Source organism: Mesorhizobium sp. LSHC412B00, from assembly GCF_000503035.1.
GTDB lineage: Bacteria > Pseudomonadota > Alphaproteobacteria > Rhizobiales > Rhizobiaceae > Mesorhizobium.
In genome coordinates, this window is record NZ_AYWB01000032.1 from 1 (window position 1) to 20,814 (window position 20,814).

At 63.1% G+C, this 20,814-nt stretch carries 21 protein-coding genes, 1 tRNA gene and 2 pseudogenes; 14 read left to right on the top strand and 10 right to left on the bottom strand.

Features of this window, described 5'->3' with window-relative positions; translation table 11 throughout:
• The first annotated feature begins 106 nt into the window (after positions 1-106).
• From X757_RS136065 to X757_RS136055, 3 genes are all read left to right on the top strand, one after another.
• Positions 107-685 (top strand): cytochrome b, encoded by a 579-nt coding sequence (locus X757_RS136065; protein WP_023728093.1) that lies wholly within the window; start codon positions 107-109, stop codon positions 683-685.
• Between the two features lie 68 nt (positions 686-753).
• Entirely contained in the window at positions 754-1,329 is a 576-nt protein-coding gene (locus X757_RS136060; protein WP_023728094.1) for a YceI family protein, read from the top strand.
• Positions 1,330-1,407: 78 nt separating this feature from the next.
• Positions 1,408-2,394: a Gfo/Idh/MocA family protein gene (locus X757_RS136055; protein ID WP_023693056.1), complete on the top strand. Its 987-nt coding sequence runs from the start codon at positions 1,408-1,410 to the stop codon at positions 2,392-2,394.
• A gap of 85 nt (positions 2,395-2,479) precedes the next feature.
• On the opposite strand, the gene X757_RS136050 is transcribed toward X757_RS136055, so the two are convergent.
• Entirely contained in the window at positions 2,480-3,337 is an 858-nt protein-coding gene (locus X757_RS136050; protein ID WP_245275138.1) for an alpha/beta hydrolase, read from the bottom strand.
• A gap of 53 nt (positions 3,338-3,390) precedes the next feature.
• The gene (locus X757_RS136045) at positions 3,391-3,756 is read right to left on the bottom strand and encodes a VOC family protein (protein ID WP_023672270.1); all 366 of its coding nucleotides are present in this window, start codon (positions 3,754-3,756) and stop codon (positions 3,391-3,393) included.
• A 147-nt stretch (positions 3,757-3,903) separates the two neighbouring features.
• On the opposite strand from X757_RS136045, the gene X757_RS136040 reads away from it, so the two are divergent.
• A complete protein-coding gene (locus tag X757_RS136040) occupies positions 3,904-4,212 on the top strand; it encodes a hypothetical protein (protein WP_023681378.1) in 309 nt (102 codons plus the stop codon).
• A gap of 32 nt (positions 4,213-4,244) precedes the next feature.
• Positions 4,245-5,135 (top strand): sigma-70 family RNA polymerase sigma factor, encoded by an 891-nt coding sequence (locus X757_RS136035; protein WP_023728096.1) that lies wholly within the window; start codon positions 4,245-4,247, stop codon positions 5,133-5,135.
• 30 nt (positions 5,136-5,165) lie between these two features.
• On the opposite strand, the gene X757_RS136030 is transcribed toward X757_RS136035, so the two are convergent.
• Positions 5,166-5,894 (bottom strand): GntR family transcriptional regulator, encoded by a 729-nt coding sequence (locus tag X757_RS136030; RefSeq protein WP_023672267.1) that lies wholly within the window; start codon positions 5,892-5,894, stop codon positions 5,166-5,168.
• A gap of 159 nt (positions 5,895-6,053) precedes the next feature.
• Here X757_RS136030 and X757_RS136025 point away from each other — a divergent pair, with 159 nt between their 5' ends.
• Positions 6,054-6,596: an autotransporter gene (locus X757_RS136025; protein ID WP_023672266.1), complete on the top strand. Its 543-nt coding sequence runs from the start codon at positions 6,054-6,056 to the stop codon at positions 6,594-6,596.
• A gap of 100 nt (positions 6,597-6,696) precedes the next feature.
• On the opposite strand, the pseudogene X757_RS1000000169270 reads toward X757_RS136025, so the two are convergent.
• The 3 genes and pseudogenes from X757_RS1000000169270 to X757_RS136015 all read right to left on the bottom strand — a co-directional run.
• Positions 6,697-6,861 (bottom strand): annotated as a pseudogene (locus X757_RS1000000169270) (LysR family transcriptional regulator); the annotation flags it as partial.
• Positions 6,862-6,893: 32 nt separating this feature from the next.
• A tRNA-Arg gene (locus X757_RS136020) sits at positions 6,894-6,970 on the bottom strand.
• Positions 6,971-7,165: 195 nt separating this feature from the next.
• Positions 7,166-8,698 carry an ATP-binding protein gene (locus X757_RS136015; RefSeq protein WP_023728098.1) on the bottom strand — a complete coding sequence of 511 codons (1,533 nt, stop codon included), beginning with the start codon at positions 8,696-8,698 and terminating at the stop codon, positions 7,166-7,168.
• Between the two features lie 345 nt (positions 8,699-9,043).
• Between X757_RS136015 and rpmH the strand changes: the two genes are divergently transcribed.
• The 6 genes from rpmH (at position 9,044) to yihA (ending at position 13,897) form a co-directional block, all read left to right on the top strand.
• Complete coding sequence (gene rpmH / locus X757_RS136010) at positions 9,044-9,178, top strand: 50S ribosomal protein L34 (RefSeq protein ID WP_008833937.1); 135 nt, start codon at positions 9,044-9,046, stop codon at positions 9,176-9,178.
• Positions 9,179-9,194: 16 nt separating this feature from the next.
• Entirely contained in the window at positions 9,195-9,548 is a 354-nt protein-coding gene (gene rnpA, locus X757_RS136005) for a ribonuclease P protein component (RefSeq protein WP_023672264.1), read from the top strand.
• 14 nt (positions 9,549-9,562) lie between these two features.
• Positions 9,563-11,377, top strand: a complete 1,815-nt coding sequence (yidC, locus tag X757_RS136000) for a membrane protein insertase YidC (RefSeq protein WP_023728099.1) — start codon at positions 9,563-9,565, stop codon at positions 11,375-11,377.
• A gap of 339 nt (positions 11,378-11,716) precedes the next feature.
• Positions 11,717-12,283 carry a fasciclin domain-containing protein gene (locus X757_RS135995; protein ID WP_023696020.1) on the top strand — a complete coding sequence of 189 codons (567 nt, stop codon included), beginning with the start codon at positions 11,717-11,719 and terminating at the stop codon, positions 12,281-12,283.
• A 319-nt stretch (positions 12,284-12,602) separates the two neighbouring features.
• A complete protein-coding gene (locus tag X757_RS135990; protein ID WP_023728100.1) occupies positions 12,603-13,241 on the top strand; it encodes a CatB-related O-acetyltransferase in 639 nt (212 codons plus the stop codon).
• Positions 13,238-13,897 (top strand): ribosome biogenesis GTP-binding protein YihA/YsxC, encoded by a 660-nt coding sequence (gene yihA, locus X757_RS135985; RefSeq protein ID WP_023728101.1) that lies wholly within the window; start codon positions 13,238-13,240, stop codon positions 13,895-13,897. Before X757_RS135990 ends, yihA begins: the two co-directional genes overlap by 4 nt.
• Before the next feature lie 66 nt (positions 13,898-13,963).
• Here the strand turns inward: yihA and X757_RS135980 are convergent, their stop codons facing one another.
• Positions 13,964-14,707: a TetR/AcrR family transcriptional regulator gene (locus tag X757_RS135980; RefSeq protein WP_023681357.1), complete on the bottom strand. Its 744-nt coding sequence runs from the start codon at positions 14,705-14,707 to the stop codon at positions 13,964-13,966.
• Between the two features lie 146 nt (positions 14,708-14,853).
• On the opposite strand from X757_RS135980, the gene X757_RS135975 reads away from it, so the two are divergent.
• Positions 14,854-16,035 carry an HlyD family secretion protein gene (locus tag X757_RS135975; RefSeq protein WP_023728102.1) on the top strand — a complete coding sequence of 394 codons (1,182 nt, stop codon included), beginning with the start codon at positions 14,854-14,856 and terminating at the stop codon, positions 16,033-16,035.
• Between the two features lie 21 nt (positions 16,036-16,056).
• Entirely contained in the window at positions 16,057-17,658 is a 1,602-nt protein-coding gene (locus tag X757_RS135970; RefSeq protein ID WP_023728103.1) for a DHA2 family efflux MFS transporter permease subunit, read from the top strand.
• 92 nt (positions 17,659-17,750) lie between these two features.
• Here X757_RS135970 and X757_RS01000000165485 read toward each other — a convergent pair.
• The 3 genes and pseudogenes from X757_RS01000000165485 to X757_RS135960 form a co-directional block, all read right to left on the bottom strand.
• Positions 17,751-19,167 (bottom strand): annotated as a pseudogene (locus X757_RS01000000165485) (FAD-dependent monooxygenase).
• Positions 19,168-19,452: 285 nt separating this feature from the next.
• A complete protein-coding gene (msrB, locus tag X757_RS135965; RefSeq protein ID WP_023728104.1) occupies positions 19,453-19,953 on the bottom strand; it encodes a peptide-methionine (R)-S-oxide reductase MsrB in 501 nt (166 codons plus the stop codon).
• Positions 19,954-20,165: 212 nt separating this feature from the next.
• Positions 20,166-20,723 (bottom strand): fasciclin domain-containing protein, encoded by a 558-nt coding sequence (locus X757_RS135960; RefSeq protein WP_023728105.1) that lies wholly within the window; start codon positions 20,721-20,723, stop codon positions 20,166-20,168.
• Positions 20,724-20,814: the final 91 nt, after the last annotated feature.

Genomic DNA, 20,814 nt, shown 5'->3' on the forward strand with positions numbered 1-20,814 from the left:
GTTGGGGCTCTTCGTAGGGCGCTACCCCCCACCCCGTCGCTTCGCGCCGACCCTCCCCACAAGGGGGAGGGTGGAAGAAAGCCCAGCTGCCATTCGTTCACCAACCATGCCGGCATTCATCACCAACAACTCAACCCGCTACGGCTGGGCGGCGATCGTCCTCCACTGGCTGATCGGCATCTTGTTCATCGGCCAGTTCATGCTCGGCTTCATCATGGTGCGGTTGACCAGCCAGCGCACCGCCTTCGAGCTGATCCAGCTGCACAAATCCTTCGGCTTCCTGCTGCTCGGCCTCCTCATCCTGCGCTTTGCCTGGCGGCTCGGCAATGCGGCCCCGGCCTTGCCGGCCTCGGTCGGAGGCCTGGAGCGTCGGACGGCGCCGCTGGCACATCTGGCGCTTTATGGCTTCCAGCTCGCGGTGCCGCTGTCCGGCTGGGCACTGGTTTCGGTGTCGATGCTGGAGATACCCAGCATGCCGTTCAACCTGTTCGTGATGCCGAACCTGCCGCTCGGCGTGTCCGATGCGGCGGAAAACTTCTGGGCGGTAGCACACTGGTATCTCGCCTATGCCGGCATTGCCTTGGTCGCGCTGCATGCACTGGCGGCACTGCGGCATCATTTCTGGCTCCACGACAGCGTGCTCACGCGCATGATCACGCCTTCGTCAGATCAGGACATGGAATAGGGCGCGCCGCGCATTCGTTCATTGGAGTGAGGGCGCAACACTTCGCCTGCCCCAGAAGGACAAAACCCATGTATGCGCGCACCTTCGGATTGGCGGCTGTTGCCGCTTGCCTTGCCATGCCTGTCTCCGCCGCTGTGGACCTCGGCGACGCCGCCGGCAGCTACACGGTCAACCCGGCCAGCTCCAGCATTCGCTTCTCCATCGGCAAGGTCGGTGGCGGCGGCCTCGACGGCGCCTTTGGCCGCTTCAAGGGCTCCATCCGCATCGACAACAGCGATGTCGGCCGTTCCGCGGTCAACTTCACCATCTATCCCGAAAGCGTCGGCACCGGCCAGGGCCGCATCGACGCCTTCCTGCGCTCCGATGCGGTGTTCGACGTGGCCAACAGCCCCGAAATCCAGTTCCGCTCGACCAGCGTAACCCGAACCAGCGACACCACGGCGCTGGTCAGCGGCCGGCTGACGGCGCGCGGCAAGACGTTTGCGGAAAAGTTCACTGCCGAGCTCGGCGGGCTAAAGGGCGGCGTCATTAAATTCCACGTCACCGGCAAGGTGCTGCGCTCCCGGTACGGCATGGATGTCGGCACGCCGATCTATTCGAATATCGTCAATTTCGACATGACGCTGACGGGCAAGCGAGGCTAGCAGGACCAGCGATCCGCATTGGCTTTTCCCGCAATTTCGGGCAAACCTCCTCGCCTGTAAATCGATAGGAGAAGCCTGATGTTCCGATGGGGTGTTTTGTCGACGGCCAAGATCGGCCGCGAGCAATTGTTGCCGGCAATCGTCGAGGCCGAGAATGGCGTTTTGTCCGCGATCGCCAGCCGCGACCTGTCGAAGGCCGAGGCCCTGGGCGAGCGGTTCGGCGCCAGGCATGCCTTTGGTTCGTATGAGGAGCTTCTCGCTTCGAAAGACGTCGACGGCGTCTACATCCCGCTGCCGACCTCGCAGCATGTCGAATGGACGGCCAAGGCCATCGAAGCGGGAAAACATGTGCTGGTGGAGAAGCCGCTGGCGCTCGACGCCAAGGACATCGCGCCGCTGATCAAGCTGCGCGACCAGAAGAAGGTGCTGGTCTGCGAGGCCTTCATGGTCATCTACCACCCGCAATGGATCAAGGTGCGCGATCTCATCGCCGATGGCGCCATCGGCCGGCTGCGCCATGTGCAGGGCGCCTTCTCCTATTACAATGTCGATCCCACCAACATGCGCAACCAGCTCGATCTCGGCGGCGGCGCGCTGCCTGATATCGGCGTCTATCCGACGGTGTCGACGCGGTTTTCAACCGGCAAGGAGCCGCTCCGCGTGCAGGCGACGATCGAGCGCGATAAAAAATTCGGCACCGACATCTACTCCTCGATCCGCGCCGATTTCGGCGACTTCGAACTGTCCTTCTACCTCTCGACGCAGATGGCGGCGCGGCAGGTGATGGTGTTTCACGGCGAGAAGGGTTTCATCGAGGTGTTCTCGCCGTTCAATGCCGGGCTCTACGACCATCACCGCATCGAACTGCACAACCAGAACCATACGGAGGCGCAGGTGTTCCGCTTTCCCGGCACCCAGCAATACCGGCGCGAGGTCGAGACGTTTGCCAGGGCGGCACAAGGCGGCAAGGAGCGTGTCTTCACGCTGGAGGAGTCCGTGCTCAACCAGAAGGTCATCGACGCCATCTTCCGCGCCGGCGGCAAGGAAGGCTGGGAGGCCGTCTGATACACCAATCTTAGCCGGTAATTTCATGGGAGAAGGGCGTCCGCATTGTGCATGCGGACGCTCCTTTCCTATTGGACTGACGATCTCACGCGCCTCTGAGCGTCAGGTGCAAGGTCTCGGCGAAGCGGTCGGGATAGGGCGCAAAGCCCATATGGTCGCCGGGGAAGGCGGCGCGCTTGCTGCCGAGCCTGTCGGCCAGCGCCTTGCCCATGCCGTCGATCGGCTGGCCGATGGACTCTTCGCCGATGCCGACCACGACCGGGCGGCCGCGCAGCGCCTCGATATCAGGACGGTAGAGCGACAGCGGCATGACGCCATGCGCCAGGCAGTATTCGAAATTGCCGCTGACCCTGGCAAAGGTCTCGGCCTCCTCGGGCGACGGTTCGAACGAAGGCGGTCCGTCTTGCGGCTCGTGCGGTCCGGCTTCCCCCTGGTCCGGCCCTTCCGACAGGCCGTTCTCGCTGAAGAATTTCTGCATCGCCGCCTCGACGCCCTGGCTGCGATAGGTGTCGTGCAGGTCGCGCATGCCGGCCAGTGACGGCGACGGGTCGTCGAGCAGCATCATGCTGGGCGGCTCATGCGCCACCAGCGCACGAACCCGGCCGGGATGGCGGGCGGCGAGGTTGAGCCCGATCTGGGCGCCGCCGCTGGTTCCGAACACATAGGCCGGTCCGGCGCCAAGCGCCTCGATCAATCTCGCGGCATCGTCGCCATGGACATCGAGGTCCTGCTCTTGCGGCTCTCCGTCGAAGGTGCTGCGCGAATTGCCGCGCGGATCATAGGCGACCACCGTGTAGCGGTCGGCGAGGTGGCCCGCGACATCGGCGAAGACGCCGGCGTCCTGCGGTCCGCCGGGGATTATCAACAGTACGGGGCCGGAACCGCGCATCTCATAATAGAGGCTGGCGCCCGGTACTTTCAGCGTCGACGTTTGGGGGGTCATGTCCATCTCTCCTGTTGTTCTCATGTCAAAGTTCGGCTTTGCGCCGGGTCCGATCATTTGCTGGCGACAACCATGCGGTTGCCCTCGCTGTCGCGGAATTCGGCGACCGTGCGGCCCGGCTGCCAAGGCGCTTCCTGCGGCTCGGTGATGATTTCGACGCCGCGCGCCTTCAGGCCCGCGACCGTTGCCTCGACATCGCCATCAACGAGCACCAGCACGGGCTCAGTGCCCGGCGTGTCATCGGGGCGTTTGACGAAATGCAAATTGGTGACGGCGCCGGGAAATGTCAGCTCGATCCAGCGCCAGCCGCTGTCGCCCATCAGCTGGTCCTCCGCCACTTGGCAAGCAAGATGTCCGGTGTAGAAGGCCTTGGCGCGGTCCTGGTCGAACACCGGCAATTCGGCAAACTGGATGTGCATGATGGGTCTCTCCTGCTCCTGGACGGCTGCCGCGCAGCCGTCGACGGGAAAGACGATCCGGACGATCGAAAAGATTCGCCGGGCGACGAATCTTTTCGAGGCCGCGAAACGTCTTCTCTGTGCAGAGTTGAAAAACAGGAGACGACAATGGGCTACAATCTCATCCGCTACGGCGTGAAGGACGAAAGCATCGCCGAGAACCGTATGCTGGTTGCACAGGTGTTCGAGGCACTCGACGACACGAAGCCGCAATCCGTGCGCTACCTCGTCCTGGAACTGGAGAATGGCGAGTTCATCCATCTTGTCAGCCAGGATGGCGACGGCCTGACCGGGCTCGCAGCCTTCAAGGCCTTCAGCGCCGATCATGCCGGACGCCGCTCGACGCCGCTTGCCAGATCGCCGGCAAAGATCGTCGGCAATTATCGTATGCTGGCCGGCGAGGTCGTGCCGGCTTGAATGCAAAGACCGGCATTTTGGGAACGGACAGGATGAACACAGCAAAACTCGACCGCGTTGCCCTGGAGGCGATGCTCGGCTCCTTGCGACCGAAGCTGCACCGCTACTGCGCCCGCATGGCCGGCTCGGTGATCGATGGCGAGGACATCGTCCAGGAGACACTGATCAAGGCACTGCAGGCCATCGACGGCGACGCCGCCGTCGAGCGTCCGGAGCAATGGCTGTTCCGCATAGCCCACAATGCCGCGCAGGATCATCTGCGCCGGCGCCAGCGGGAGCAGGCGCGCATGAGCGAGACCGACATGACGACGATCGAAGACCCCTCCGCCAGCGCCGATGCGAGGCTCGCCACCGCCGCCAGCCTGCGAAGCTTCATGCAGCTGGCAACAGTGCAGCGCAGCGCCGTGATCCTTGTCGACGTGCTTGGCCTCAGCCTGCACGAAACCTGCGAAGTGTCCGGCGCGACCCTGGCTGCGACCAAGGCAGCGCTCCATCGCGGGCGGTCGCAGCTGCGCCTGCTGGCGTCACAGGACGAGCAGGCGCCTGCCCCAAAGCTCGACGCCGGTGACGAGCGGCGCCTGCGCCGCTATGTCGACCTGTTCAACGCGCGCGACTTCGACGCCGTGCGCGCGTTGATCGCCGACGATATCCAGCTTGAAGTCGTCAACCGCACCCGCATGCGCGGCAAGGCGCAGGTTTCCAACTATTTCGGCAATTACGACCGTGTCCAGGACTGGGCGCTGTCGCTCGGCTTCGTCGACCGCAGGCCGGCCATCCTGATCCGCAACCCGCAAACGGGAGATGACGCCGTGCGCGGCTTCATGCTGGTCGACTGGCAGGATGGAAAGGTCAGCCATATCCGCGATTTCCGCTACGCGCCCTATTGCCTTGCCGATGCGGACATCCGCTTCATCGACGAGTAAGCATCGGCCAGAGAGCGCGGACTTCGCGCCTCAGGCGAAGCTTTGCAAATTGGCGTCCTGCAGCTTGGAGCCGGCGAGCAAGGCCTCGAGCACCTGCTTCTTGAGCGACAGGCACTGCGAGCGGGCAAGCTTTGCGATGGCCGAGACTTCGGCCAGCTCGCAGGCAAGCACCAACTCCTTCTGCTGGCCGATGATCGCTTGCGTGAAGTCGCGCGATTTGAAGCCGAGATGGAGGACACGCTCCGACTGGTCGAGCGTTTGGTCGAGCAGGCGAACCAGCCGCAGATTGCCGGAGAGTTCGGCCAGGGCCAGGCGAAAGGCGCGGTCGGCCGCCAGAAAGGCGACATGGCTGCGCAGCGTCTCCGGCTTCAGCACCTTCTGCGCCGCCAGCCTGATGTCGTCGAGCCCGCGTTCGGTGAGGTTTGCCGCGGCCACCCGGAACACTTCCGGTTCGATCAGGCTGCGGAGGTCGAAGATCTCGTTGACGTCGCGCAGGCTAAGCGGTGCGATGACATAGCCGCGGCGCGGCTCGCTCTTGATCAGCCCTTCCTGCGTCAGGCGGGCCAAAGCCGAGCGGATCGTCGCCTTTCTGATCTGGTAGCGGTCGCCGATCTGCTTTTCGGTCAGGCTTTCGCCGGGTTGCAGGACGCAGGCGACGATGTCGCTCTTCAGCTGCTCATAAGCTTCCTCGCTGCGCAATATGTCGGCGGTCGACGGCGCCTTGACGGCGGACGGTGACACTGATTTCGGAAGAGCCATATCTGCCTGCCCGTGTGGTCTGCCCGCGTGGTCTGCCCGCGTAGTCTGCCCGCGTAGTCTGCTTGCCCGTTCGACCATCCGGTTGACGGGTCTGTCGGCATTCGCTAGCCTGAGCATCTCAGCTGTATTGGTTGAGCTTCCCAATGGAGATGACGACAAATGTCTCTTGCCGCCAACTCGCCTCTCTACGCCGTAACCGCCGGTATCGTCAACGCAGCCAAAGGTGCTCATGCCATCGAACGGGTCAAGGCGGTGCTGCGCGAACACACCGACCGCTTCCATGCATCAGGCGTGCTCGCGCATGAGGAAGACGACGATGAGGTGCTGCTGCATGCCAGCCCTGACTTGACCATCTACCACATCACGCTGTCGCCCGGCCTGCGGTACCCGCCGCACAACCATCTGATGGATGCGCTGATCGGCATCTACAAGGGCAGCGAGACCAACTTCATCTATCCCGTCGACGGCAGCGAGATCGATGCGCCGGAACGCCACGACATCGCGGCGCCCGCGGTGGTGCACATGACCCCTGATACCGTGCACGCGGTGGCCAACACCGGCATCGCCCGCTCAGGCGCGCTGCATGTCTATCTCGGCAATCTGACCGAGACCCACCGCCACATGTGGAGCCCGGGCAGCACCCACGCCGAGCCGTTTGACAATGAGCGGTATCTGGCTGGAGCGAGGCCTATTGGGCCCTGATCCGGGAAAGGCGGAAGAAAAGTGAGCGTGCTGCGCGGCGGCGTGAATGAGCATTCAGCGTCGCTGCGCCCAGATAACGGTCGCCGCGTACTCTCCCGTTTCAAGAACATCGCAGCGCGTTTATAGCGCAGTCAGGCTGACGACTGGGGTAATAAATGAAGAAGCCCGGAATAGGCGGCGTCCAGTTCTCCAGCACTCGGATGAGGCGGTGCTCGGCAACGTGTTCCGCGACCTGCTCTTCATATGCGAGCCCAAGACCGGCTAGCGGATCGCAGGAAATCGCAGATTCGGCGGAAATGGCGCGCCCGAAGAGATTCGAACTCCTGACCCCCAGATTCGTAGTCTGGTGCTCTATCCAGCTGAGCTACGGGCGCGCAACAGGCCATGCTTTACATAGCCCCGCTAACCGATCCTGACGACCGGCCGCGACAAGACGTGTTCCCTAGCGACTGAATTTCCGAAAAGCAAGCCAATCCGGCAAAAGTTTTGTCGCAGCTGCTTTCGACGGTGCCGATCAAAGGGGTGCTGAGATTCAGCTCAGTCCGGCTTCGGCTGAATATCAATACAGCTCAGGCAGGGCGGCGCAGGCCGTTGCGGGCCTGGTCGAGGCGGACCGGCTGGTCGGGGATGGTGACGGCGAAGGTGGTGCGGCCGCCGATCGATTCGACCAGTTCCACCGTGCCGCCATGGGCGCGGATCAGCTCGTGCGCGATGGCCAGGCCAAGGCCGGTGCCGCCGCTGCGGGCCGAGCCTCGAAACGCCGCGAACAGGTTTTCTCGCGCCTTCGCCGGCAGGCCGGGACCGGTGTCGGTGACAATGATGCGGCTTACGCTGCCTATGCGCTCGGCCGATACGGCGAGCCGGCGCACCAGCGCGCTCTCGGCGTCGGCCGCCATCGCCTGCACCGCGTTTCGGCACAGATTGGTGAGCACGCGAAACAGCTGGTCGGAATCGGCATCGACCTCGAAGGCGAGCTCGACGGCATTGACGAATTCGATGCCGTCCTCGATGTCGAGCAGGCCGTGGACGTCGTCGACCAGCTGGCGCAGCCGCAAGCGGCGGCGTGAGGGCGCCGGCTCCTGCGTGCGACCATAGTGGAGCACGCCTTCGGAATAGGAGACGGCTCGGTCGAGCGCGCGCAACAGCTTTGGCGCGAAGGCCTGCACCGTCGGGTCCTTGACCAGGCGCAAGCGGTCCGACATCAGCTGCGCCGAGGCCAGGATGTTGCGCATGTCGTGGTTGATCTTGGAGACGGCGAGGCCAAGGTCGGCAAGGTGCTTCTGCTCCGACAGCATCTTTTGCAGCCGTTCCTGCATCTGCGACAGTTCGCGCTCGGCAACGCCGATCTCGTCGGCGCGGGCGGCCGGGTGGATGATGCGCCCTGGATCGTCGGGCGCCTCGGAAAAGGTCAGCATCGAGCGCGTCATGGTGCGGATCGGGCCGATCATGATCAGGTCGATCGCGGCATAGACCAGCATTGCGGTGAACAGCGAGATCAGCAGTGAGACGAAGGCGACGTTGCGCGAATAGCGCAGCATGGCGTTGCGCAGGGAATAGTCGGGCATGATCAGCTCGAATTCCTTGTCGCTGTCGCCGACCGGGCCGAACACCCGCAGCATGCGCTTGCCGCCGAAGAACAGCGTATCCAGCGCCCCGGTCATGCCCTTGATCATGCCGACATTGGCGATGTCGATGTGCTCGTCGACCTGCGGCGGCATCTCGGCCACCACCAGCAGGCGCGATACGCCGCCGTCGCGCACCGCGATCGCCTTGGCGCCGATTGCCATCAGCACGTCGTTCTGGGCGGCGCGGGAGAGCGAATTGGGCTCGCCCTGCACCAGCACGATCGACACCGCGGCAGCGGTGCTTAGCCGCTCCTTCAGCCAGGCCAGGCGGTAGCTGGCGATCCAGGGCAGGAAAATGAGGACTTCGGCCAGGAGCACGAAGACAATGGTGAGCAAGAGCAGCTTGGTCGACAGGCCGCGCGCCAAGGGCACTGAACGATTGGGCACCGAACGGCTCGCAACCGGGCGAACGGTCGCCGGGCTGGCATCGGCTGTCGCCGGGCCGCTCCCTTCATCCGCTGATGCAACTTCGCTCATTAAGGCCTGTCTTCACAAACGCTTGATCGGTTGAGATTAGGTGATTGCGGCTTTTTTGCCAATTTCATCCTTCGTTGGACGATGGTGCCAGCAATAAAGGACCGTCTCGAACTGGGTGTTCGCGCTGCGACGAACTGACGTTCGCGCTGCGACGAACTCATAGTTCGCGCTGCGACGAACTGGCGTTCGCGCTGGATTGACTCCCAAAACCCTTCTTTCTATAAGCCGCTCACGCTCGGGCCATTCGTCCCGGCGCGGTTTCGATCGCGCCAATGCCGGCCCGGCAAAGCTCCTGTTACACAGTGACAGAATCAAGAAGGGCCGCACCCCGCGGTATTAAAACAAATGAAGCGTACCTACCAACCGTCCAAACTCGTCCGCAAACGCCGGCACGGTTTCCGTGCTCGCATGGCCACCAAGGGTGGTCGCGGCGTCGTCGCAGCTCGCCGCAACCGCGGCCGCAAGCGGCTCAGCGCCTGAACGGAAGACGAGATCGTTGCCCGCAACCGGCAAGCCAGTGGGACCAAACCCCAAGCGGCTTCTGAAACGTGCGGAATTCCTGGCCGTCCGCCGCGGTGAAAAGCGGCGCGGGCGGCTTTTTCTCGTCGAAGTTCTCGACCGCAATGACGGCCTGCCGCCGCGCGTCGGCTTCACCGTCACCAAGAAGGTCGGCAATGCGGTTGTCCGCAACCGCGTCAGGCGGCGGCTGAAAGAAGCCGTGCGCACCCATGCCGCAAGTGACATGGCGCCCGGCAATGACTATGTCATCGTCGGGCGTGAAGACGTGCTCACCATTCCGTTCGGCCAGTTGAAGGCCGAACTCTCCCGCCGTCTCAGCGGAACACGTTAGGCCAAGGGCTTTCGATGGAAAACAACCGGAACTTCTACATCACCATCGTCTTGTCGGTGCTGATCCTCGGGCTGTGGCAATATTTCTATGTGCTGCCGCGCAGCGAACAGCAGCGCGAGGCGGCCCGCATCGAAGAGCAGCGGGCGGCGGAGCAGAAGAAGGCGGCCGAGGCCGCCAACCCCGGCGGCACGCCGGCGCCCGCAGCGCCCGGCGCCATTCCAAACGCGCCCGGCACCTATGTCACGACGCCGGAAGGCCGCGCGCAGGAAGTGGCCAAGACGGCCCGCGTCAACATCGACACGCCGAGCCTGTCGGGCTCGATCAACCTCACCGGCGCCCGCCTCGACGACCTAAAGCTCAAGCACTACACCGAGACGGTCGACAAGACATCGCCGCAGATCCAGCTGCTCAATCCGCAGGCGCTGCCCACCGGCTATTATGCCGAGATCGGCTTTGTCGGCAGCGACACGACCGGCACGGTGCCGGGCCCGGAAACGGTCTGGAGCGTCGACGGCAATGCGACGCTGACGCCGGCGACGCCAGTGACGCTGACCTTCACCAACGACAAGGGCCTGACCTTCAAGCGCACGATCTCCGTCGACGGCGACTACATGTTCACCGTTTCCGATGCGGTGCAGAATTCAGGCTCGACCCCCGTCACGCTGTCCAATTACGGCCGCGTCATCCGTTTCGACAAGCCGGCCGTCGCCAGCTCCTACGTGCTGCATGAAGGCCTGATCGGCGTCACGGGAACCGAAGGCCTGCAGGAGCACAAATACGCCGACATCGAGAAGAACAAGCTCTATACGCCGAGCAAATCGACCGATGGCTGGCTTGGCATCACCGACAAATATTGGGCGGTTACCCTGGTGCCGACCGAGAAGCAGCCGTTCCAGCCGCACTATGCCTATTACGACAATGGCCGCCCGCGCTACCAGTCGGACTTCCTCACCGACCCGATCACCATTGCCGCCGGCCAGTCGGCGACGGTCGAGACCGAGATCTTCGCCGGCGCCAAGGAAGTCAACAAGATCAACGCCTACGCCCAGGATCGCCAGATCAGGCTGTTCGACCGGCTGATCGATTGGGGATGGTTCATCTGGATCACCAAGCCGATGTTCTACCTGATCGACACGCTGTACAAATTCTTCGGCAATTTCGGTCTGGCCATCCTTGCCACCACCGTCGTCGTCAAAACCCTCTTCTTCCCGCTCGCCAACAAATCCTATGCGTCGATGGCGAACATGAAGAAGGTGCAGCCCAAGATGCTCGAGATCCGCGAGAAATACGCGGACGACAAGATGAAGCAGCAACAGGCGATGATGGAGCTGTACAAGACCGAGAAGATCAATCCGCTCGCCGGCTGCTGGCCGGTGGCACTGCAGATCCCGGTGTTCTTCTCGCTCTACAAGGTGCTCTACATCACCATCGAGATGCGGCACGCGCCGTTCTTCGGCTGGATCCAGGATTTGGCCGCGCCCGATCCGACCTCGGTCTTCAACCTGTTCGGCCTGCTGCCCTTCGCGCCACCGGCATTCCTGCCGCATATGGGCGCCTGGGCGGTGGTGATGGGCATCACCATGTTCCTGCAGATGCGCATGAACCCGACGCCGCCGGATCCGACGCAGGCGCAGATCTTCACCTGGATGCCGGTGATCTTCACGTTCATGATGGGCAGCTTCCCGGCCGGCCTCGTCATTTACTGGGCCTGGAACAACACGCTGTCGATCCTGCAGCAGGGCGTGATCATGAAGCGCCAGGGCGCCAAGATCGAATTGTGGGACAATCTGACGGCATTGTTCCGAAAGAAACCCTCGCCGGCTGAATAAAAGGCGTGGCAATCAAAGCCCCGGCTCGTCCGGTGTTTTTGTGGACGAGGCGCGCATCACGTTCCCGTGAGGCGCGAAACTTGCGGCGTGCAACCGGCGTGGCTGCTGCTTGTACCGCCAAGGCCGATCAACACCGATCAGCCCTAATCCGAAGACCATTGTTTTTGATCCGTAACCCCGTCATGTCCACCGCGGGGATGCGGCGCGTGGAATGGGAATTCGCCTTTAAGTGTTTGTTATCATTATCATTTTTTACTCTGCACCGAAACTTTCCCGCAATTGCCGCGTAACTCTTCCCGACAATCGAATCAACAATTGTCGCACCAGAAGGGTTCTCCAATGGCAAAGTCCATCCTCAAGGCATTATGCTTTTCCGCCGGCCTGGCTCTATCGGGCCTCGCAGCGACGACGGCCTATACGCTCGCCAATCCCGCCGTTGGCGGCGCTGCGATGCTGACCTCCAAGAACATCGTCGAGAACGCCCTCAACTCGCCGATCCACAAGACGCTGGTTGCCGCCGTCAAGGCCGCCGGCCTGGTCGACACGCTGGAAAGCGCGGGACCCTTCACGGTGTTTGCGCCGACCGATTCCGCCTTCAAGAAACTGCCGGCCGGCACCGTCGCCACGCTGGTGAAGCCCGAAAACAAGGACAAGCTGACCAAGATCCTGACCGCCCATGTCGTGGCCGGCAAGATCTCGGCCAAGGAGATGATGACCAAGGCCAAGGCGATGGGCGGCAAGTATGAGATGAAGACCGTTAGCGGCGACACGCTGATCGCCGAGGTCAAGGGCGGCTCGCTCTACATCGTCGACGAGTCCGGCGGCGCCGCGAAGGTGACGGTCGCCGACGTCAACCAGTCGAACGGCGTCATCCACGTCGTCAACAAGGTGCTGTTGCCGAAGTAACGGCTTTACGCAACGGGGAATGACGGCGGGCTGCGATGGGCTTTCTCGGTCTGCCTTCCCCACCTCACGAGGAGGTGCCATTCTTTTGAAGCCGTCTTCGACACCACCGGGGTCCTGCTTGTCCTTCGCAGGGCCCCGTTTTTTTGGGTTTCAGGGCGCCTTAGCCGGCGGCGGCGGTCGACCTGATCGTGATCTGCCGCGGCACGAACTGAACATCGAAGCCCAGCAGGGCTCGCTCATCGGGCGATTGGTGCTATAGGGCGGATCACGCCATCTAGAATGGCGGCTTTAATTTGCGCCACTCTCGACGGATCTCGCCATGGACGGACCCAACCCAGACATCAAACACCCGATCCCGATGCACACCCGCGTCGGCTTCCTCAAGCCCCTGGTCACCGCACCGAATATCGAGATCGGCGAGTTCACCTACTATGACGATCCTGACGGACCGGACAAATTCGCCGAGCGATGCGTGCTGCATCATTATCCCTTCATCGGCGACAAGCTGATCATCGGAAAGTTCTGCGCCATCGCCGAGGGCGCGCGCTTCATCATGAACGGCGCCAACCATGCCATGTCCGGCTTTTCCACCTATCCGTTCAACATTTTCGGCCATGGCTGGGAGCAAGGCTTCGACCCGAAGACGTGGTCGCAGGAAGTGCGCGGCGACACGGTGGTCGGCAATGATGTATGGATCGGCATGGATGCGGTGATCATGCCCGGCGTGTCGGTCGGCAATGGCGCCATCGTGGCGGCGAAATCGGTGGTGACGCATGACGTGCCGGACTATGCGATCGTCGCCGGCAATGCGGCAAAGGTGGTGAAGATGCGTTTCGACCACAGGACGGTCAGGCGACTGCTTTCCGCGGCGTGGTGGAATTGGCCCGTGGACAAGATCGGCCGCAACCTCAACGCCATCCGAGGCGCCGATATTTCCAGGCTGGAGGCAGCAATTTGAACGCGTTGGGCAACGCCGTCATCGGCACCGACCTGTTCACCAAGGGGTGGATCTTCATCCGCGGCGTGCCGGCGATGAAGTTCCTGCCGCCGGAGGGGCCGCCGGAGATCGCCTTTGCCGGCCGCTCCAATGTCGGCAAGTCGTCGCTGATCAATGCGCTGGTCGGCCATAACGGGCTGGCGCGCACCTCCAACACGCCGGGCCGCACGCAGGAGCTCAACTATTTCGTGCCGGGCGGGTTTTCCGGCGAAGGCACCGACCTGCCGCCAATGGCGCTGGTCGACATGCCGGGCTACGGCTATGCCAGCGCGCCGAAGGAAAAGGTGGACGACTGGACCAAGCTGGTCTTCGACTATCTCAAGGGCCGCGTGACGCTGAAGCGGGTCTATGTGCTAATCGATTCCCGGCATGGCATCAAAGCCAAGGACGACGAGGTGCTGTCGCTGCTCGACAAGGCGGCGGTGTCCTACCAGATCGTGCTGACCAAGACCGACAAGATCAAGGCCGCCGGCGTGCCGCGGCTGATCGAAGAGACATTACTGAAGATCAAGAAGCGACCGGCGGCGTTTCCGTTCGTGCTCGCCACGTCGTCGGAAAAGGGCGAGGGTCTGGACGAACTGCGCGCGGCGATCGTGCTGGCGGCCAATGGCGGTTAAAAGCAACTCCGGTAAAAGTGTGAAGCGGTTTTCCGTCCGGAGTTGCGAAAAAAGACCTTTGGCTAACTAGGCCTTTGCCTTGGACTTCGCCTCGAGCGCGATCATCTGATGGCTTTCTTCCTCGGCAAGCTTTTCGGTGCCGTAGGACTTCAGGAACAGGCTGACGCCCGACCGCACGATGTGGTCGATTTCATCCTGGCTCGGCGCCTTGGTGCGGTAGGCGAAGATGCACTGGCGAAACAGGCCGGCGAGGCACAGTTCGGTGAATTGATAGGCGGCAAGATCGACATCATCGATCTTGAGCAGGCCGCGTTCTATGGCTGCATTGAGGAACTTGACCACCTTGTCGTGGCCGCGTTTGGGGCCGCGTTCGTAAAACCGCGCGCCCATGTCCGGTATCCTGTCGGAGGCGCCGATCACGGTGCGTTGCGCCTGGATGACCTTGGCCGAGGTGATCTTCATCGACAGCACCTTGCCGAACTTCACCAGCGTCTGGCGCAGATCGTCGGCGCGGTCGAGCATGTCGTACATGTTCTTGAAGATGGTGCCGCGCTCTTCCTCGATCAGCGCCTCGAACAGCTCTTCCTTGTTGGCGAAGTAGACATAGATCGTGCCCTTGGAGACGCCGGCCTCGCGGGTAATGTCGTTCATCGACGCCGCTTCGAAGCCCTTGTCGATGAACACGCGCCGCGCGCCCTCGATAATCTGGCTGCGCTTGACCGGATCCTGGCCCGCCGCCGGGCGGCCGCGACGCGCACTATCCAGCACATCGCACGGATCATTTTCGACGTCGGGTAACGTGTCGGCCATTAAAGTCACACCTCGCGAAATAATTCGAACCGAGCGGTTCGATTGCTCTTGATATGGGCCTGCTTTAGCGCTATGTCAACGTTCGCATCGAACCGAACGGTTCAGTATAACACATTTTCCTTATGTAGCTACGGTAGCGAGATATCATGTCCTCGAACACGCCAACCACCGCCGAAGTCCGCCCCTTTCCCAACGCCAAGGTCTCGCCGGCTATCGAAGCGCCGGAAGCGCCGATCAAGCCTGCCGCCGAAGTTTTGGCCGAGGTGCCGGCCAAGAAGAAGCGGTCGGCTCGCTCGTTCATGCTGCCGATCATCGGCCTCGCTCTGCTCAGCGCCGGCGCCTGGTATGGCTATAATTACTGGACGGACGGCCGGTTCCTGATCTCGACCGACGACGCCTATGTCCAGGCCGACATGTCGTTCGTCTCGCCGAAGATTTCCGGCTATGTCGATCAAGTCAAGGTCTCGGAGAACCAGCAGGTCAAGGCTGGCGATCCGCTGCTGACGATCGACGACGGCGACTACAGAATAGCCGTTGCCCAGGCGGAGGCGCAGATCGCCACGCTGGCCAAGACGCTCGACCGTATCGACGCGCAGACGAAGGCGGCGCAAGCTTCGCTGCAACAGGCGCAGGCGCAGAAGGTCGCCGACCAGGCGGCAGCCGACAACGCCGCTCGCGCCCAGCAGCGCGCCGCGCAACTGGTCAAGACGCATGTCGGCACGCAGGCGCAATTGGACGATGCCCAGACCGCTCTCGATCAGGCCAATGCGGCCCTTGTCGGCGCCGACGCGCAGATTGCAGCCGCACAGGCCAATATCGGCGTGTTCGAAGCGCAGCGCGCCGAATCGGCCAGCACGCTGGCTTCGCTGCGGCTGAACCGCGACAAGGCCGCGCGCGATCTGTCCTTCACCGTGCTCAAGGCGCCTTATGACGGCGTCGTCGGCAACCGCTCGGTCGAGCAGGGCGACCTCGTCAGCCCCGGCCAGAAGCTCGCCGTCGTGGTGCCGCTGGACAAGCTCTACATCGTTGCCAACTTCAAGGAGACGCAGCTGGCCAAGCTGGTGCCCGGCGAGAAGGTGCGGGTCTCGGTCGACGCCACGGACGGCCATGATTTCGAAGGCACGGTGTCGTCGCTGGCGCCGGCTTCGGGTGCGGTGTTCTCGCTGCTGCCGCCGGAAAATGCCACCGGCAACTTCACCAAGGTGGTGCAGCGCATCCCGGTTCGCATCGACGTGCCGGCCGATGTGCTGAAGGCAGGCAGGCTGCGCGCCGGCCTGAGCGTCGTTGTCGCCGTCGACAGCCGCACGGCTCCGGCCGCGGCGAACTGAGCGAACGCCGGGAGCAATGCCATGGCAACCGCAACCATAACAGCAGGAGCGGCGCCGGTGCCTGCCATGCCGGCGGTACCGACGACCATCTCGACGCGCCGCCTCATCGCCTTCCTGGCGATGGTGTTCGGCATGTTCATGGCGATCCTCGACATCCAGATCGTCTCAGCCTCGCTGGCCGAGATCCAGGCCGGCCTCAGCGCCAGTTCCGATGAAATCCCATGGGTGCAGACCGCCTATCTGATCGCCGAAGTGGTGATGATCCCGCTGTCGGGCTTCCTCAGCCGGATGCTGTCGACGCGCGTGCTGTTTGCAGGCGCCGCGGCCGGCTTCACGGCGGCCAGCGCGCTGGCCGCGACCGCCACCAACATCGACCAGATGATCGTCTACCGCGCCATCCAGGGCTTTATCGGCGGCGGCATGATCCCGAGCGTTTTCGCCGCCGCCTTCACCATCTTCCCGCCGTCGCGCCGCGCCATGGTGTCGCCGATGATCGGCCTGGTGGCGACGCTGGCGCCGACCATCGGCCCGACCGTCGGCGGCTATATCAGCCATGCCATGTCGTGGCACTGGCTGTTCCTCATCAATGTCATTCCAGGCATTCTGGTGACGGTTACGGCCTGGACCCTGATCGATTTCGACAAGCCCAATCTCGGCCTGTTCAGCAAGTTCGACTGGTGGGGCCTCGCCGGCATGGCGGCGTTTCTCGGCTGCATGGAATATGTGCTCGAGGAAGGTCCGAACCATGACTGGCTGCAGGAACAGGCCGTGTTCATCTGCGCCATCATCATGGTTGTCGGTGCGGCGCTGTTCTTCTGGCGTGCCTTCACCGCCGAGGAGCCGATCGTCGATCTCAGGGCCTTCACCAACGTCAATTTCGCCTTCGGTTCGCTGTTCTCCTTCGTCATCGGCATCGGCCTGTACGGTCTGACCTATCTCTACCCGGTGTTCCTCGGGCGCATCCGCGGCTACGATTCCATGATGATCGGCGAAGCCTTGTTCGTCAGCGGCCTGGCGATGTTCGTCACTGCGCCGATTTCCGGCATCCTGTCGAGCAAGATGGATTTGCGCATCATGATGATGATCGGGCTGTTCGGCTTCGCTGCCGGCACATGGTGGATGACGCATCTGACCGCCGACTGGGATTTCTGGGAATTGCTGATCCCGCAGATCCTGCGCGGCAGCTCGATGATGCTGTGCATGGTGCCGATCAACAACATTGCGCTCGGCACCTTGCCGCCGGACCGGCTGAAGAACGCGTCGGGCCTGTTCAACCTGACCCGCAACCTCGGCGGTGCGGTCGGCCTTGCCGTCATCAACACCGTGCTGATCGATCGCAGCGCCTTCCACTACGCCAGGCTGTCCGAGCATGTGGAATGGGGCAGTGCGGCGGCGCAGGCCAAGCTGCAGAACATGACGCTCGACTTCCAGCAGACTCCCGGCCTCGACGCCACCAAGGCGGCGATCTCCAAACTGTCGGGCATGGTCCAGCAGCAGGCGTCGCTGCTGTCGTTCATGGATGTGTTCACCATGCTGACCGTGCTGTTCGCGACCATGGCGGTCTTCACCCTGGTCATCGCCAAGCCGGCGCCGCCCGCGGGCAGCGGCGGCGGAGGCCATTGAGCGCGCCGGACCCCCCGCCTGGCGCCCTCATGTGTGACCCCGGAAATCACCCCCGATTTCCGGGGTCACCCTTAAGCATCGATCGTTATCACCTATGCCGCGGCAGGCGGCCCAAACCATTTGGTCAGCGAGTCGGTTAGCCCGGCTGCTTCAGGGCCGCCGACCCAGGCCACATAACCGTCAGGCCGGACCAGCACTGCGCGTGGGGCTTCGACCGCCCCCAGCACCGGAAGCTCCCATGCGCCATCGTAGCTGGCGTCGACCAGCTGAATCCGCTCCACCCACTGGCCGATACCAAAAGCGCCGGGCTCACCAAGATTAAGCAGCAGCGGCCGAGCGTCATGCAGCAGGGCGAAAACCGGCAGCGGACCGGCAGAGGTGACGAGGTCGAGATCCGGCATGCGACGCCCCAGCAGCGGATGCCCCTCGCCAAGATCGTAGTGGATGTCCAGGCCGGACAACATGCCGGCAAAACGCTTGCGCGGTTCTTCCATGCCGAGAAGTTCCGACACTGTATCGCGCAGCGCCTTGGTGCGCTCGTCTTCGCGACGGAGCACGACCGACGCCATGGTGTTTTTCATCACACGCGCGGCAATCGGGTGGCGCTCTGCCTGGTAGCTGTCGAGCAGGCTTTCGGGCGCAGTTTTCCTGACCACCTGGGCAAGTTTCCAGCCCAGATTGACCGCGTCCTGCACGCCGGTCTGCAGCCCCTGTCCACCGTCCGGTGGATGCACGTGCGCGGCGTCGCCTGCCAGCAGCACCCGCCCCTTGCGGTATGCGGCTGCCTGCCGGGTCATGTCGGTGAAGCGGGCCAGCGATGTCGGATTGTGGACGCCATAATCGGTGCCGTAGACGGCAATGAGCGCCTCGCTGAGATCGCGCAAAGTTGGCTCGCCGCCAGCCCCGACCTCGCGCTCGGTCACCAGCACCCGTACCGTACCGTCTTCCAGTCTGCTGAGGCCGTGAATTCCGATGGCATCGCGGTGGATACCCCATTGCGGCTCTTCTGTTACCTCGATCTCGGCGATCAAATTGCTGGTTGTCGGCTCGGAACCGGGGAACTCTATGCCCCCCGCCTTGCGCACGAGGCTTCTGCCGCCGTCGCAGCCGACAAGATAATCGGCACGAAGCGACCCGCCATCTGTCAGCGCGACATCGACGCCGCCTGCATCCTGCACGAAGCCTGTCACCTCGCGGCCACGGTAGACCGTGACGCCAAGTTCATCGACCCAGCAGGCAAGGATGCGCTCTATGTGCTTTTGCCACAGCGCCAGCCCGTAATTGTGGCGGGTGGGGAAGTCGCTGATATCAAGCGAAACGCCGGCGAAGCCTGCGACCTGTGCGGTCTGGCCTTGCGACAAGGAACCGATCGGCAATGCCGCGCTGGTCGAAGATCTCGATGATGCGCGAATGCAGGCCGCCCGAGCGCGCGCCGGCGAGATCCTGGTTCTCGCGCCGCTCGACGATGGCGACATCGATGCCGGCCAGGGAAAGCTCGCCGGCCAGCATCAACCCGGTCGGGCCGCCGCCGGCGATCACCACGGAATGGGATATTCGCGGCCGGTCCGCATCAACACCGTCGGTCGATTTGGCGGTCGATTTGGGCTTGCCGTCGCGAGCCCGTGCTTTGGTTGGTTGCATAGGTTCTGGCCCTCTCGTTAGGGCTGCGGAATCTACGCATAAAAAGCCGTCTGCCAATTCTTGAAGTTGACTGTTTTCGCCCCATTTCAGGAGATAGGAGGCGGTCGTCACACCGGCTCCAAATCCCCCACCCCGCTAAAAGACGCCGAACGATCAGGCAGTGGCCGGCTTGAAGCTGAGCGCAACGCCGTTGATGCAATGGCGCAGGCCGGTCGGCGCCGGGCCATCGTCGAAGATATGGCCGAGATGGCCGCCGCAGCGGCGGCAATGGACCTCGGTGCGGGTCATGCCCAGCGAACGGTCCTCGGTCTTGCCGACGGCGTTGGCAATCTCTTGCCAGAAGCTCGGCCAGCCGGTGCCGGACTCGAACTTGGTGTCTGAGGGGTAGACCGGCAGGTCGCAACCGGCGCAGGCGAAAATGCCCTTGCGATGCTCGTTCAGCAGCGGGCTGGTGCCGGGATACTCGGTGCCTTCCTTGCGCAGCACGTTGAAGGCTTCGTCCGACAGGATGGCGTGCCACTCGGCGTCGGTCTTGGTGACCTCGAAGGTTTCGGCAGCTCTGGCGGGTTGGGGTCCGCCCATGCGCAGCGTTGCCACCGTGCCAGCAAAGGCGGCAACGGCGGCGCCACTCAAAAGCAAGTCGCGACGGTTCATGACAGAAATCCTCCTGCGGGTTGTTTTGCCAGATCTGGCCGCCACTGGAAAATCAAAAGCCGGTGACGGTTGCCCTGCAAACGAACGCTCCACACCGGCTCCGCGCTTGTTGCGGACGGGGTGGAGCGCTCGGTCGTTTGCTCGGCCCACGGGGGCAGGGCCGCGCAATCTGCAGGGAGCTTACCGCCTGTTCGTCGGCGGCAGGGGCTTTGTTACATCTTCGGCAGCAGGACCTTGTCGATGACGTGGATGACGCCGTTCGACTGCTCGACATCGGCGATCGTGACATTGGCGACATTGCCGTTCTCGTCGGCTACGGTGACCTTGCCGCCATCGGCCTTGAGCGACAGCTCGCAGCCGCCGACCGTCTTGACCTTGTGGGTGCCGCCATCGGCCTTGGCCATCGAGGCGACATCGGCGCCCATCGCCTTGGCGCCGATGACATGGCAGGTCAGGATCTTGGTGAGCTTGTCCTTGTTCTCGGGCTTGAGCAGCGACTCGACCGTGCCAGCCGGAAGCGCGGCGAAGGCCTCATTGGTCGGCGCGAACACGGTGAACGGGCCGGCGCCCTGCAGTGTCTCGACCAGGCCGGCAGCCTTGACGGCGGCGACCAGTGTCGTGTGATCCTTCGAATTGACGGCGTTCTCGACGATGTTCTTGTTGGCGTACATGGCGGCGCCGCCAACCATCGGATTCTCGGCATAGGCGATTGTGGCGAGGGCGGAGACGGCAATGGTACCGGCGAGCAAAAGGGTGGCGATTTTACGCATAGTGTTCGAACTCCTCGGGGTTATTGTTCCTCTTTCGGGAACATGAGGAGATACGTAATAGAACTGCCTGAGTTTCCGCGCGCCGGGAAAA

What these genes read in the sequence shown, in the direction of transcription:
- X757_RS136065 (WP_023728093.1), top strand. Translation starts at nt 107, where the DNA reads ATGCCGGCATTCATCACCAACAACTCAACCCGCTACGGCTGGGCGGCG.
- X757_RS136060 (WP_023728094.1), top strand. Translation starts at nt 754, where the DNA reads ATGTATGCGCGCACCTTCGGATTGGCGGCTGTTGCCGCTTGCCTTGCC.
- X757_RS136055 (WP_023693056.1), top strand. Translation starts at nt 1,408, where the DNA reads ATGTTCCGATGGGGTGTTTTGTCGACGGCCAAGATCGGCCGCGAGCAA.
- X757_RS136050 (WP_245275138.1), bottom strand. Translation starts at nt 3,337, where the DNA reads ATGACCCCCCAAACGTCGACGCTGAAAGTACCGGGCGCCAGCCTCTAT.
- X757_RS136045 (WP_023672270.1), bottom strand. Translation starts at nt 3,756, where the DNA reads ATGCACATCCAGTTTGCCGAATTGCCGGTGTTCGACCAGGACCGCGCC.
- X757_RS136040 (WP_023681378.1), top strand. Translation starts at nt 3,904, where the DNA reads ATGGGCTACAATCTCATCCGCTACGGCGTGAAGGACGAAAGCATCGCC.
- X757_RS136035 (WP_023728096.1), top strand. Translation starts at nt 4,245, where the DNA reads ATGAACACAGCAAAACTCGACCGCGTTGCCCTGGAGGCGATGCTCGGC.
- X757_RS136030 (WP_023672267.1), bottom strand. Translation starts at nt 5,894, where the DNA reads ATGGCTCTTCCGAAATCAGTGTCACCGTCCGCCGTCAAGGCGCCGTCG.
- X757_RS136025 (WP_023672266.1), top strand. Translation starts at nt 6,054, where the DNA reads ATGTCTCTTGCCGCCAACTCGCCTCTCTACGCCGTAACCGCCGGTATC.
- X757_RS136015 (WP_023728098.1), bottom strand. Translation starts at nt 8,698, where the DNA reads ATGAGCGAAGTTGCATCAGCGGATGAAGGGAGCGGCCCGGCGACAGCC.
- rpmH (WP_008833937.1), top strand. Translation starts at nt 9,044, where the DNA reads ATGAAGCGTACCTACCAACCGTCCAAACTCGTCCGCAAACGCCGGCAC.
- yidC (WP_023728099.1), top strand. Translation starts at nt 9,563, where the DNA reads ATGGAAAACAACCGGAACTTCTACATCACCATCGTCTTGTCGGTGCTG.
- X757_RS135995 (WP_023696020.1), top strand. Translation starts at nt 11,717, where the DNA reads ATGGCAAAGTCCATCCTCAAGGCATTATGCTTTTCCGCCGGCCTGGCT.
- X757_RS135990 (WP_023728100.1), top strand. Translation starts at nt 12,603, where the DNA reads ATGGACGGACCCAACCCAGACATCAAACACCCGATCCCGATGCACACC.
- X757_RS135980 (WP_023681357.1), bottom strand. Translation starts at nt 14,707, where the DNA reads ATGGCCGACACGTTACCCGACGTCGAAAATGATCCGTGCGATGTGCTG.
- X757_RS135975 (WP_023728102.1), top strand. Translation starts at nt 14,854, where the DNA reads ATGTCCTCGAACACGCCAACCACCGCCGAAGTCCGCCCCTTTCCCAAC.
- X757_RS135970 (WP_023728103.1), top strand. Translation starts at nt 16,057, where the DNA reads ATGGCAACCGCAACCATAACAGCAGGAGCGGCGCCGGTGCCTGCCATG.
- msrB (WP_023728104.1), bottom strand. Translation starts at nt 19,953, where the DNA reads ATGAACCGTCGCGACTTGCTTTTGAGTGGCGCCGCCGTTGCCGCCTTT.
- X757_RS135960 (WP_023728105.1), bottom strand. Translation starts at nt 20,723, where the DNA reads ATGCGTAAAATCGCCACCCTTTTGCTCGCCGGTACCATTGCCGTCTCC.